This is a genomic window from Oligosphaera ethanolica (assembly GCF_030814695.1).
GTDB classification, from domain to species: domain Bacteria; phylum Verrucomicrobiota; class Lentisphaeria; order Oligosphaerales; family Oligosphaeraceae; genus Oligosphaera; species Oligosphaera ethanolica.
Genome location: NZ_JAUSVL010000001.1, coordinates 4,706,748 through 4,721,289 on the forward strand (window position 1 = coordinate 4,706,748; position 14,542 = coordinate 4,721,289).

Here is a 14,542-nt window from a genome sequence, read left to right on the forward strand (position 1 = left end):
CTATTCTTCAGGGGCGAGGAACAGCCAGTAGGCGCGGCCAGGGAGGAGAGTCTGTGCACGGACATATTTGCCGTTTTGCCATTCCCAGGCGGTGATGGCTTCGGGGACCGGTATTTCGTGTCGTGGTCCGGTGAAGGTCCACTCGCCGGGGGCGAGCGTCGGGATTGCCGGTTCTTGGTTGTCGCAGAAGATGCCTCGCAGTTGTGGCGCGGTGGCCGGATCAGCGCAGAAGATCCAGAGGGCGCTGCATATTTGTGGCACGCCATTGGTGATGACTGTGGCGCCGTTGACGACCTTGAAGCGGGGCATCGCCGTGAGGCCGTTCTGGGTGCTTGGGGTGATCTCGTCGAAGGGTAGGAAGACGGCGTTCCAGCCGGGCTGCCAGGCGTAGGCGGGGTTGTCGTAGGCGAAGGACCAGGTTTCGGGGTGATCGCCGGCGTCGGGGAGACCGGAGAGGGCCTTGTGGAGGCCGTCGCGGGTGATGGTGAGGTTGAAGTCGCCATCGTCGTCGACCAGTTCAAGAAGATTGCTGAGGGTGTAGGTTTTGGCGTCGACGCGAGTCAAGGCCAGTTGCGGGCAAGGCGTGCCGGCGAAGGTCAGGGCGATATTGGCGAGGGTGAACTCGCCATCGACGATGTCGTCACTAAAGGTTATGGTGAGGCTGTCGTCGTCGCCGGGCTTGACCGGCAGGTCGCTGATGGCGACGGCCAGTGGCGTGGCGTCGATCTGCAGGGGCAGAGTGACTGCGGCGGACTGATTGCCGGCCGGGTCAGCGATGCTGAGCACGAGCGTGTAGGTGCCGCCGTCGCGCAGGTCGACGGGTATGAGTGCCTGGAGTGGCTCTTCGGCCGGTCGGTCGGCTGCAAAGAGGTCAGTCATGGTTTCGGAGCCTTCCAGGCGATAAGACAGATTGATATGCACGGGGCGCTCGGGCAGCAGGAAGGCCAGCGCGAGCTCCTCGTTGTCCGCCAGCCAGGTGATGCCGTCGGTGGCGGATTGCCCGTGGTCGGGGGCCAGAACGAGGTTGGTGGGAACAGCCGGCGCGGTGTTGTCGATGACGACCGTCTGGTTGAGGACGGTCTGGTTGCCGGCGACGTCCGTGGTGGTGATGGCCAGGGCGTGCGTGCCTTCGGCCAGGTTGAAGGCCAGGGCGAAGGCTTGGTCGTCCCCCTCGCAGGTCTTGGTGGCCAAGACGGTTTCGCCCTCGCTGACGGTGACGGACAGCAGTTTTTCGGGCAGGGTGCCGCTAAGGGTGAGCTGGGCGTCAGCCGCGAGCTGGGTGATGAAATCGCCGGCGGTGCCGCTGTCCGGCGCGATGGTCAGATTGGCGGCGGGAGCGGGGGCCGTGTTGTCGATGACCACCGTTTGTTCGAGGACCGTGCTGTTGCCGGCCTGATCGGTGGTAGTGATCGTGAGGACGTGCGTGCCCTCGGCGAGCTGGAAGCCGATGCCAAAGGCCTGTTCGTCGCCCTGGCAGAGTTTTTCACCCAGGATGGTCTGGTCCTCGCTGACGGTCACCTTGAGGAGTTTTTCGGGGAGATTGCCGCCGATGGTGATAGGCTCAGCCGTCTGGAGGTAGGTGACGAAGTCGCCTGGCGTGCCACGGTCAGGGGCGATATTCAGGCCCGTGATGGCGGCCGGCGCGCTGTTGTCGACAACGACAGTCTGGTTGATGACGGTTTGGTTGCCGGCCAGGTCGGTGGTGGTGATGACGAGAGCGTGCGTGCCTTCGGCAAGCGGGAAGGCCAGGGCGAAGGCCTGGTCGTCGCCGGCGCAGACTTTCGTGCCCAGGACGGCGGCGCCTTCGCTGACGGTGACGGTCAGCAGTTTTTCGGGCAGCGTGCCGCTGAGGGTAAGTTGAGCTTCGGCAGCGAGTTGGGTGACGAAGTCGCCGGCGGTGCCGGTGTCGGGCGCGATGGCCAGATCGGTGGTGGTGGCTGGCGCGGTGTTGTCGATGACCACCGTCTGGTTGAGGACCGTGCTGTTGCCGGCGAGATCCGTGGTGGTGATGGTGAGATCATGGCTGCCTTCGGCAAGGAGGAATGCCAGGGCGAAGGCTTGATCATCGCCGGTGCAGGTCTTGGTGCCCAGGACGGTTTGTCCTTCGTTGATGGTGACGCTGAGCAGCTTCTCAGGCAGGGTGCCGTTGAGGGTGAGCTGGGCAGCGGCGGCGAGCTGGGTAAGGAAGTCGCCGGCGATGCCGGTGTCGGGTGTGATGGCTAGGTTGGTCGTGGCGTCTGGAGCGGTGTTGTCAATGACCACCGTTTGGTTAAGGACCGTGCTGTTGCCGGCCTGATCGGTGGTGGTGATAACGAGGTCATGACTGCCTTCGGCCAATGCTATGACGAGGGCGAAGGACTGGTCGTCGCCCTCGCAGGTCTTGGTAGCCAGGATGGTCTCGCCTTCGCTGATGGTGACGGTCAGCAGCGTCTCGGGGAGGGTTCCGTATAGTGTTTGGATGGCGCCGTCGGGCAGGTAGGTGATGAAATCTTCAGCGGAAAGACCGAGGTCTGGCGTGAAGTCCAGGCCGGTAATGGCTGCTGGCGCCGTGTTGTCAATGACCACCGTCTGGTTCAGGGCCGTGCTGTTGCCAGCGACGTCGGTCGTGATGATGGTGAGTGCGTGCGTGCCTTCGGCAAGCGCGAAGGCCAGGGCGAAGGCCTGGTCGTCGCCTGCGCAGGTCTTGGTGGCCAAAACAGTCTCGCCTTTGGCGACGGTGACGATCAGTAGTGTTTCGGGCAGCGTGCCACTGAGAGTGAGCTGGGCGTCGGCCGCCAGCTGGGTGATGAAGTCGCCGGCGGCGCCGGTGTCGGGCGCGATGGCCAAGCCGGTAGTGGCTGCCGGCGCGGTGTTGTCGACTACGACAAAGACCAGCGCGGTGTCACGGCTGTTGTCAGCGGCGTCGGTGAGTCGGACGATAAAGGTGTAGGTTCCGTCTGGCAGGTATGGCAGCGCGGCGCTGAAGGCCGTGTCGTCGTCCTGGCTGTACTGGTGAGTGCCGAGTGAGAGGTATCCCTCGTCGGTTTCACGGAACCACTCGGCTTTGAGGCCCTTCTCGGGTAGAGTGCCGGTGAGGGCGAGCACGGGTTCTTCGCCCTCGCGGGTTTCGGACCGGAAGAACATGCCGAGTGGCGGTGCATTCTGGCTGGTGATGAGATCGCTATCGGAGCGGCCGGTATCGGGGGCGATGGCCAGGTCGGTCATGAGGGCCGGCGCGCTGTTGTCGATGACCACCGTCTGGTTGAGATCCATGCTGTTGCCGGCCAGGTCGGTGGTGGTAATGACAAGGTCGTGGCTGCCTTCGGCAAGGGGGAAGGCCAAGGCGAAGACCTGGTCGTCGCCGGTGCAGACTTTTGTCGCCAGGATGGTAGCACCTTCACGGACGGTGACGGTCAGGAGCTTCTCGGGCAGCGCGCCAATTAGACCGATGTCGGTTCCGACTGCCAGCTGGGTGATGAAATCGCCGGCGCCGCCGCTGTCCGGGGTGATGGCCAGATCGGTGGCGGCAACTGGCGCCGTGTTGTCAATGACCACCGTCTGGTTGAGGACCGTGCTGTTGCCGGCGCGGTCCGTGGTGGTGATAGTGAGGTCGTGCGTGCCTTCGGCGAGGTTGAAGGCCAAAGCGAAGGCCTGGTCGTCACCGACGCAAGTCTTGGTACCCAGGATGGTCGCGCCTTCGGCGACGGTGACAGTCAGGAGCTTCTCTGGCAGCGTGCCGCTGAGAGTCAATTGGGCATCGGTCGCAAGTTGGCTGATGAAGTTGCCGGCGACGCCGGTGTCGGGCGTGATGGCCAAGGCGCTGATGGCGGCCGGGGCGGTATTGTCAACGATCACCGTCTGGTTGAGGATCGTGCTGTTGCCGGCCTGATCCGTGGTAGTGATCGTGAGGACGTGCGTACCTTCGGCCAGTGGGAAGGCCAAGGAGAAGGCCTGGTCATCGCCGGTGCAGACTTTCGTGCCCAGGACGGTTTCGCCTTCGCTGATGGTGACGGTCAGCAGTTTTTCGGGCAATGTACCACTGATGGTGAGCTGAGCGTCTGCCGCCAGCTGGGTGATGAAATCGCCGGCGGCGCCGGTAGTGGGGACAATGGCTAGATTAGTGACGGCTGCTGGCGCCGTGTTGTCAATGACGACCGTTTGGTTGAGGGCCGTGCGGTTGCCGGCGACGTCGGTGGTGGTGATGGTGAGGGCGTGCGTGCCTTCGGCAAGGAGGAGTGCCAGGGCGAATACCTGGTCGTCGCCTGCGCAGGTCTTGGTGCCCAGGACGGTGTCGCCCTCGCTGATAGTGACTGTCAGTAGCTTCTCGGGCAGGGTGCCGCTGAGGGTGAGTTGGGCATCGGCGGCGAGTTGGGTGATGAAATCGCCGGCGGTGCCGGTGTTGGGCGCGATAGCCAGGCCGGTTGTGGCGGCGGGGAAGGAATTGTCGATGATGACCGTCTGTTCAATGATGGTGCTGTTGCCGGCCTGATCGGTGGTGATGATAGTGAGAATGTGCGTTCCGGCTTCAAGTGGGATTGCCAGGGCGAAGCTTTGCTGGTCGCCTTCACAAGTCGTTTCGGCGAGATTGACGCCGCCTTTTTCGATGATCACATTGAGGAGTTTTTCCGGGAGGGTGCCGCTGAGGGTGAGATTTTCGCCGGTGGGTAGCTTGGTAATGAAGTCCCCGGTGGTACCTGAGTCGGGGCTGATGGCGATGGCGCCAGGGGATGCCGGCGATGTGTTATCAACGACAATCTGGTAATTGCTGCTGTTGCTGTTTCCGGCGAGGTCGTGAATCGTGATTGTGACTTCGTGATTCCCTGCAGTGAGTTCAGCCAGGTGTGAATGATAAGGCACAGCAGTGACCAGCACTGAATCAGAGGCGACGCCGTTGACGTCAACACCAATGACAAAGGGCACCTCACTGCTGCGGGAAATGAGTTCAAAGGCTGCACCTCGGGAAATGAGGTCTGCAGCCGAGCGGCCGGTATCAGGCTTCATCGAGAACGATTCAATGGCCGGTGCGCCGTTGTCGACGACCAAGGGGAACAGCTCGGTACTGCTGTTGCCGGCGGCGTCACTAAAGACACAGGTGACTATGTAGCGGCCTTCGCCGATGCCGGTGGCGCTGAAGCTAAAGGACGGATCGTCCTGGGCAGCGAAGACCTTGGCGCCAGCCAGATCGGTGGCGGCGCGGCTGTCACTGGTGGCGCAGCCAACGAGCACGGAGCCGGGCGTTTCGGGCACTTTGCCGCTGAAGGTAAGCGACGCATCGGCAGCCAAGGTGGTAATCCGGTCATTGTCGCTATGGCCGGTGTCTGGTTCGATGACGCCCTCGGTGACCGGTGGCGGTGCGGTGTTGTCGATGATGAGGGAAAGGCTTTGCTCGCGGGTGTTGCCGGCCTCGTCCTGCAACGCTAGGATGAGCGTATAGGCGCCTTCCGGGAGACTAAAGCTGATGCTGAAGGCGCGGTTGCCTTCTTCTGGTACGAAGGTTTTGTCACTGAGGGTGTTGCGGTCATTGCCGCCAGCGGGCAGTGCGAAGAGCTGGTAGCTGCAGGGCAGTTCCGGCAGGGTGCCGGCGAGTGTGAGATCGTCTTCGGCGGCTAGCTGGGTGATGCGGTCAGTGTTTGAGAAGCCGGTATCCGGGGTGACGCTAAGGTCGGCGATTTCGGCCGGCGGGGTGATATCATTGCCCCAAGCGACGGAGCGGGTGCCGCTGCCAGCGTTGCCGACGATGTCTTTGACGATGGCGGCATCAAAGCGCAAGGAGTAGAAATCCACTTCGGCCGGCAGTTGGTCCAGGCCGTAGATATAGAAAACGCCGGCTTCCGAGTCATCCTCGACGATACTGACATTTGCTGGGAGGGCGATGATCTGGCCGTTCTTTTTCAAGGTGCAGGCTGCCAAGGTGACGGTGTCAGGGTCAATGTTGCCCATGAAGGTCAACTTGACATCGAATTCGCCCTCCATGCCAGCTTCGGGAACAATGCGTTCCATGGCGTAGAAGATTGGGGTTGGGTTGGTGCCGGCGCTGATGAAGTCGTGCTGACGGGCCCACATGAGTTGCTTGCCGGTGCTGCCGTAGAAGCCTTCCGGGTCGGCGATGCCGGCGCATTGGACCGTGAAGACGTAGAAGCCGTCCTGGTTGGTGAAGGTTCCGAGGCCTGAGATGACGTGACTGAGCTTGAATTCGTCATTGGGGTCGGGTGCGATGCTGATGGCGGCCGCCAGGTCGGCGGGGGGGATGATGACGCCTTGTCTGCGCAGGGTGAAATCGCTGGCAGTGAAGGTGGCCGGATCAATTTCGGTATTGAAGATGACGGTGACGCTGTCAATATCGCCAGTGAGGACATAATCGTCGACATTCTCGAAGTTTGAGCTCACTGCGGTGAAGCGGTTGACCTTGACGGCGGCTTCGGGGCGCCGGGCGACGGTGATGGTGTAGTTGTAGATGCCGGCGGCGAGATAATCGACGAGGTGAAGTTTGTTTTCATTGATGGGGTCATTGCCGTCGGGGAGCGTCCGGTCGGTCTGCCAGCAATTTTGGGTTGGCAGAGCAATGATGGCGCGTGTCGCGGTGTCATTGCGGCTGATGCCGGTGATTTCAAAGCGCCGTTCGCCAGGCAGGCAGCCGACGTTGCCGGGGTCGTCGAGTTTGAAATAATGCCAGCCGGGCAGCAGGGTTTCAATCTGGATGGTGTAGCTCACTGGCGTTGTATCCAAATGCAGCTGCGGGGGGCTGAGGAGGTTGTAATTGACGCTCATGACTTCGGTAGTGAGGGCGTCGTCACTAAACCAGATGGTATCGGGCGTGTCCTCGGCATCTTCGAGGTCATTGACCAGAAAGATGGTCGCATCGCGGGTGAGGTGTCTGCCGCTGCGGATTAGTTCATGGATATCGACGGACTCGATGAGGCTGAGTTCGGGGTTGCCGTGGCTGTTGAGGTGGGTGAAACGGGCTTCCATGCCGATGAAGTGTCCCAACAGCGAACAGGTCAGCCACCACTGTGCCAGACCGGTGGTCTTGGGCTGGATATTGCCGAGATTGACTTGGCCTAGTGGCGCGTAGTTTGGGGTGCCGTTGAGCATGGACTCCGTGGTTTCGTAGTCCCAGAGGGCGAAATCGACGAGCAGTCCTTTTTCGTTGTCGATGATTTGTGGCTGTCCGGAGTCGATGCGGACGTTCTTGGCCTCGCCAAAGCCGTCGTTGTAGATCAAGACGGAGAGTTCGGCGGGGTATGATGGTTCGATGATGGCCTTGGTAAGCGGGTCGTCGCCGAAGATATCTCGTTGCAGGAAGTAGTGAATTTGGAGGTTTGGGCTTGGGTTGACGGTGAGAGTACAGGGGGTGAGTTCGATGACGGCGGTGGCGTCGGAGAAGGGATTGATGTAGGTGAGAGTACCGCCGAAATTGTAGGCGATGGGGGTTTCGGGCGCGGCGCCGCGCTCGGGGATGAAGCGGACAATGGCTTTGCCGGTAGCCTTGGCGGCGATAGTGCCGGTGCCATTGATGGCGCTGATGCCGTCGAATTGGTCTTCGAGAGGGACGACTTCGAAGAGGTCTGTGCAGTCGTTGCCATCCAGGTCAGTGACTTTGACCTTTAGGCCGAGGGCGGTGATGGCTTTGGTTTCGTGGCCGTTGGTCATGGTCAGCGTGCCGTCAAAGGCTTCGCGGGTCATGGTGATTTTTTGCTTGATTTCCAGGGTGACCTTGGCGCAGACCGATGGCGAGGACGATGACTGCTCTTGGGCGATCTTATACTGCGCTTCAATAAGGGCGCGGACGTTGTCATAACCGAGGTCGTGTGCCTCTTCTTCGCAGTCAACCATGACGTTGCGGTATTCGCTCAGTTTGCTGAGGTCAATGATGTCGTCGCCATTGTTGTCGGTGCTGCCGGGCAGTGGCTGGTTTTCGCCGCCGGGGAGGCTCTGCCAATAGGCGATGGTGCGGTTCCAGCGGGCGACGAAGGTTGCGAGGTCGTCCGTGCTGAGGTTTTGGGGCAGAACGGCGATGAGTTCCGGCGAGTCTTCCGGGACGACGGACGTGCTGCCGTCGTCGTTCGGTTGGGAGAGATTTTGGAAGGCGTCGTTGAATGCCTTGAGCTGGACGGCTTCGCAGTCGAGCCAGGCTTCGCTGCCGTAGTACTCGACGGTGATTGCCGCGTGCGCGGCTCCCTGCTTGTAGGCGACGAAGGCTTTGTTCTGGGCATCCTGCATCCAGCTGGGGTTGTCGCTGCGGGTGTTGCTGCGGGTGCCGCCGTTTTCGGAGAAGCCGCTGTCGCTGGGCCATGGCACGGGCAGAGGTGGTTTACCATTAAGGCCGTCGCAGGCGCTCATAAAGCCCTTGATGCATGTGAGGACGCCGGCGACTGGGGCGGCGACGCCTTCGGCGACGCAGCCGACGGTGGTCAAGGAGGTATCAGCGGTGATATTGGCCCATCCTTCGAGCCCCTGGTCGTAGTTACCCACGATACTGCCAATGGTGTCGATAATACCCCAGATACAGCCGATGGGCAGGAAGCCCATAGCGCATTTGAAGGCCGAGGTGAAGATGCCATTTTGACAGGGAATACAGCTGATGGGTATGGACGGCAGGGATGGGAAGGTGGGCGTACTGACATTGGCGGTGGAGTTGTATGGCGTGCCGGGCGAGAGAAGGAAGTCGAGAAGGCCGCTGCCGCTGCCGCCGCCACTGCTTGAGGGCAGTAGGCTCAGGTTGTCGCCCCCGCCGTTACTGGAGTAGCTACAATCTCTGAGGGTGATTTGCTTGGAGAATTTATGCCATCTGAAGTCCGTGCCGCATTCGTAGTAGTACACGGTGGCGACGTAGGTGCGGCAGGGATCGGCGGTGCGGGTGCCGGCTTCCTGTCGGCGGACAATGACAGGTGCGACGGCGGCTTGTTGTGGGAAGAGGGTGAAGCCGTCGTCAGGCTGCATGCATTCGAAGGTGAAGCTGCCGGCGTCTTCGAAGTCAAGACGGACATTATTGGCGTTGATGAGGCCCTCGTTGGTGACGACGGCGTTGATCAGTCGGGTGCTGCCTGGGAGCATATCGCGGAAGTCGGTGGGCAGTTCGGTTTTGACAACGGGCATGGGCACGTTGGTTTCGTAGACGACCGTAAGGACGACCTCGTACTCATCTTCGATTTCCGTAGCCACGACGTCCCAGTTGTAGGTGATGGCCTGATAGCTGAGGAAGACCTCGAGGGCGGCTTCGAAGCCGGGGGCGATATCGACCAGCTTGACGCCGCTGTCGTGTTTGTCGGCGCTGATGAGGACTTGCGCCTTGCCGACGGGGAGGTCGGTGATCAGGCAGACGCCGCTGTCGCCCGTACTGCCGGTGGCGAGAATGGCGCCGGTATAGGGGTTTTTCACCGTGACGTTGGCGTTTTTGACTTTGGGTTCATTGGCTTCGTAGTAGGTGTATTCGTCGACGACGGTGACGGCCAATGAGCCGCGGTCGTCGGAAACGGCGGTAGCACGGAAGGGCAGGCGGACGCCGTTGGTGGCGTTTTCGGCGTTGACGGCGATGGCGCCGCTAAGCGGCATGCCCAATGGCGTTGTGTCGTCGCCGCAGAGTTGAATGATGAAGGGCACGCTTTCGCCAGGGGCGATGTTGGGAATGCTGTTGCCGGCGGGGAGGCTGAGCCAGCTGAGGGTTGGCGTGCTAATGGACACGGGGCCGCTGTCGGCGGCGCCGGTGTTTTTGATGGTGACTTCGATGTCGCGGCTGACGCCGACCTGCATGGTGGTGTTGATGCTGGTAGGTTCAAGTGCGAGAGTGGCATATTGGGGAATGGCGAAGAAGTAGACGGGGACGTCGAGACGCGCGCCTTCGGCGCTGGTGAAGAAGAGCTGGAAGCGTTCGTAGTCACGCCCCGCGCTGGGCTCGGTGGCGGTGACTGTGTAGTCCATGGTGATGGAGTCGCCACCGGCCAGGGAGTCGGGAATATCGGGAAAGTCAAGCACAACCCGATCGCTGACGTTACTGACGCCGAAGTCCAGGCCGGTGAGAGTGGTTTGGCATGGGTTGATGAGCTTGAAGCTGTATTGTTTTGGGGTATTGACGGTGACGTCCCAGCGCACGTAGGGCGGGCCGTCACCGCGGGCGAAGGCCAGCACGTCGAATTCCTGTTGGACGGCGCTGCTGTTGATGTTCGGGTAGCAGGCGCCAGCAGTGACGTGGCCGCGTTCGGCCACATTGGGCGTGAAGAGGACGCTGAAGCTGCCGTCGGCGCCGCTGGTGGTTTTGATGACGCGGCGGTAGCCTTTGCAGATGACATAGACATCGACATCGACGCCGGGCACGGGGGTGGGGTTGTTGACAGACTTGACGGCCAGGCCGCTGAGGGTGAGTTCGCCGTCGGGCAAAATCCAGGTATTTTCGGGCAATGGAGTCAGCTGTGCAATGTACGACGCGTCGAGGGTGAACTGGCCGGACCAGCGGATGTTGTTGAAGGTGCTGACTTCGCGTAGGGCCTGGTCGGGGTTGACGACGGCGCCGAACTGCCAGTTGTTGGCGGGGGCGATGTCCGTTTGATCGGCGGGATTGCGCAGATCGACAGTGAGTTCGAGGTTGATGCTGCCATTTTTGGGTAGGGGTTGGTCGGCAGTAATATCGACGTGCGTATGCAGGAGGCGGTTGGCGGCGGTGGTGCTGCCGCTGCGGGAAATATGGATGGCGATGGGTATTTGCAAGCCGATGGGGGCGTCCATATTGCCGACATTGCTGAGGGTGAGTTGCAGCTGGTAGCTGGCGCCCGACTCGAGGGCGGCTGGTGGGGTGACGATGCTGCTGATCGTGTAGTCGGGGAAGCTTAAGTCACTGACCATCAGCCAGGCTGATCCGGAGGCGTAGTCGTTGGCGTCAGCGAAGACGGAGATGACCTGGTTGCCGTCGACTTTGCCATCGTTGCAGGCGAGGACGTCGACCTTGACGTTGCGTTGCCCGGCAGGAATGGTGACGAGGGATACGGTCGGGTCGTTTTCGGTGGCGAAAGGCAGTCTGACGCCGTTTTGCCAGAACTGGATTTCGGAGCCGTCATCGGGTGTTTGGCTGCCGCTGACGTATGCGGAGATCGCTACGGTTACGAGATCATCGGGGCTTTCGTCATTGCGACTAATGGTGAGCGCTTGTGGGTAGAGGTCATCGCGTTCGGGCAGGGTGGACGGAGCGACGGTTAGGCTGAGTGCGGGGCTGTCGTCATCCCAAAGAATGACTCCGGCCTGGATTGCGCGTTCGGAGTTGCCGTCGGTGGGCAGGCCGGTGCAATTGCAGGACGGGCTCATGACGACCTTGCCGTTGATGTGGACGAGTCGCCCGGGGGCCAGCGGGTTGCCGTTATCGTCGTTGATGACGTCTTCGACGATGGTGTTGTTGATGACACCGATGGGGAACTGAGTTTCAGGCTTGCCGGCAGGAATCTGAATGGTGGTGTTGGGCAGGATGAGCGCGTTGGCTTCGCTGACGGTGAGGGTGATGGCCAGCGCCTGGTTGAGATTGATGGGATTGCCATCAAGGGCGACACGGCGGAGGGTGGCGATGGCGGCATTGGGCCCGGCTGCTTCGGAGATTTCCACGGGCGAGAAGCTCAGCTCGACGCCGGGGACGATGGCTGAGTAAGGCGCATTGAAGTTTACGCTGCGGTTGGCGATGACGGTGACTTGGCGGTCGGCGGGAGTCAGCCAGCCATCGACGGGTTGGAATTCAATAATGTAGTCGCCAGCTTCGATCGCGAGGGTGGTGGCGCTACCCAGCCAGTCGGCCGTGTCTTTGATACGCCAAGCGCCGGTGATTTCGGAGGGGCTGAGGTAGCCGGTGAGATTGCCTTTGGTGATGAGGGTAAAACTGCGGGAAAGGACGAATGGCTGGCCGAACACGAGGTCGATCATTTCGGCGGCTGGGGCAGTCCAGTCGCCATAGACGCTGTAACTCACGTTGTATTGGCCGACGTCGAAAGTTCTGGTGTTGTTGGCCGAGGTGGTGGTCGAGAAGGTCATGGAGCTGCCGCCGACGCGGCAGCTCATGGTCGGGGCGCTGATGCCGTCGGGGAGTTCGGTCGGGATGGTGGTAAAGTCCATGGTGAGCGTGGTGGTTTGGGCAAATTCGGCGGTGATGGCGAAGCCTTCGCTGGTGAGGGAGATGGAGCGCCGACTGCTGGTGTTGCCATCGGACCAGCGGACAAAGCGGTGGTTGGCGGCGGGTCGGGCCTCAATGGTCTGGCGGATGCCGACGGGGAATTTGCCGCTGGGGGTGAGAGAATTGTCGGCATTGACAACGCCGGCCTGGCAGCCCCAGTTTTCCTGCCCGGCGGCGATATTGATGGTTATTTGGGCTTCGCTGGTGAATTCGGCCAGGTAGGTGGAGTTGCGGGTGATGGTGACAGTGCGATTTGGGCTGGTGTCGCTTTCTTGGTAGCCGTTGAGCCACCAGCGGATGAACTGGCTGTCGGCGTTGGGGGTGGCGGTGAAGGATATTTCAGTGCCCGTGTCAAGAGTGGCGTTGTTCAGGGCGCCGGCGGTGATGCTGCCGTAGTTTTCGGTACCGGGGTAGACGCCGATGCTGACCTGGTAAGTGCGGATGAAGTTGCCGCGCAGCTGTAGGAGTTTATCTGCCGTAGTGATGGAGACGACGCGTTCTGGGTTGGTTGGATCGGGGAGACTGTTGGCGGCGTCATCGGTCCAGCGGTCGAAGCGATAGCCGTCGTTGGCCTTAGCGGTGATGGTGACGTCCCGCGCCGTGTCGCTGACGGCGTAATCGCCGGTGCCTTCGAAATAGCCGGCGTTGTAGGCATTGCCAGGTGCGACGCTGGCATTGATGCGGGCGTAGCGTTCATAGTCGGCAGTGAAGGTCAGGGTGGTGCTGGTGTCGGAGTTGACGCTGCGGTTAGCGTTGGTATCGCCGTCGGACCATCTGCGGAAGCGCCAGTAACGGCCATCGTTGGGCTGTGGGTTGGCAGTGATTTGGGCGGCGGCGCCCACATCGAAACTGCGGGAGTTGAAATTGACATAGTTGGCGGGGCAGTCGTCGGGGCTGACCGTGAGGACGACGGTGTAGGTCGGGATTAGGGTGAGGACATAGCTGTTCTGCGCGGGGTTTTCGCTAATGACGACATTGCGTGTTGTGTAGCTGTTGTCATCTTGCCAGCGTGGGCGGTAGTATTCTGGGCAGATAGCTTCGAGGACGAGGGTTTCGCCGGCGTCGGCCAGGCCGCTGGCGGGCAGATCGACATCGCTGTATGGCCGGTGGATGCGGATGCCGGCCCCGTCGGGACTGCCGTCGGCAAGGGCGACTTGGTAGGGGATGACGCGGACGAAATCGGCATAGTAGGTGTTGTAGTAGCTGGAGGAGCTGACGCTGATGTCCAGGGTTGCGCTTTCGGAGTAAGTGTAGTAATTCTGCATCCAGCGTTTGAAGCGGCAGTTGTCGCCGGCTTGGGCGCTGAGGGTGAGAGGCGTGCCGACGGCGAGGCGCACACCGGCCTGGATGTCAGCCAGGGGGATGACCTGGCCGTTGGCATCGGTGACAGTGTAGGAGCCGAGAAGGGCGTCGCTGGCGTCGGCGAAATTGACTTTGACGATGGCGGACTGTTTGAAGAGCGCGTATGGGTAGAAGCGGAAGTAGCTGTTGAGTGTTGACCAGATGACACTGAAGTCGCGGGTGGGATTGGTGTTTTCGCCGGGATCAAGGACGCCGTTGTTGTTGTCGTCCCAGCAGACGAAGGCGTAATTTTCGTCTCTTGGTACGGCGGTGAGGGTGACGACGACGGCCTGGCTGGCGTAGTCGACATCGTAGTAGTGGTTGGCGCCGGTGACATTGCCACCGCTCGGGTAGGCATAGACGTAGAATTGTCTGGAGAAGATGGCGGTGAAAGTCTGGTTGTGGTGTTCTTGGGTGCACGTGAAGGTTCTGCTGGCGGGGATGGGGTCGGTCGCAGGATCGTCGTCGTCATCGGCCCAGCGATTGAAGCGCCAGCCGTAGTTGGGCGGATAGGCGTCTAGAGTGACACTGGTGCCGAGCGGGACTCGGCGGTTCCCGCCGTTGACGTAGCCGACACCGGATGGGTCGACGGCGGTATTGATTTGAATGGCGGGCGTGAAGGACGCCGTGTAGGTGTTGGGGTCGGCAGAAAGGCCATCCGGGTCGGCGATGACGACGCTGCGGGTGGCTGTTTCAATGCCGTCCTGCCATTGGGTGAAGAAATAGTCGTTTCCGGGCGTGGTGGTGATCGCGACCGTATCGCCAATGAGGAACTGGAACGAGCTGCCTTGGCCGCCGTTGGCGCTGAAGGTGCCGGCGGCAGCCGGGTCGGCGACGAGGGTCAGTACAACTTTTTCAGCCACGGCGGTGATGTTGTTGAGATGTGCGTGCTGGCGGCTGTAGTCAAGTGTGTTGGCGGTGATGGTCCAGATAGCGGTATAGCTGCCGGCGGGTAACTTGAAGGTGACGCGGGTTAGGAGGTCCTGGCTGTTGCTGATGGCATCGGTGAAGACACCGAGTGCTTGGCGGGTGGGGGTGGCCGCGACGGTGTTTTGCTGGTCATCGACAATCACGCAGGTG

The 14,542-nt window shown here is 61.3% G+C and carries 1 protein-coding gene (running past one end of the window); it reads right to left on the reverse strand.

Features of this window, described 5'->3' with window-relative positions; genetic code table 11:
• Positions 1-14,542 carry the 3' portion of a leucine-rich repeat protein gene (locus J3R75_RS16485; RefSeq protein WP_307263863.1) on the reverse strand. It continues 14,363 nt past the right edge of the window, so the window shows 14,542 of its 28,905 coding nt (coding positions 14,364-28,905); the start codon falls outside the window, past its right edge; its stop codon occupies positions 1-3.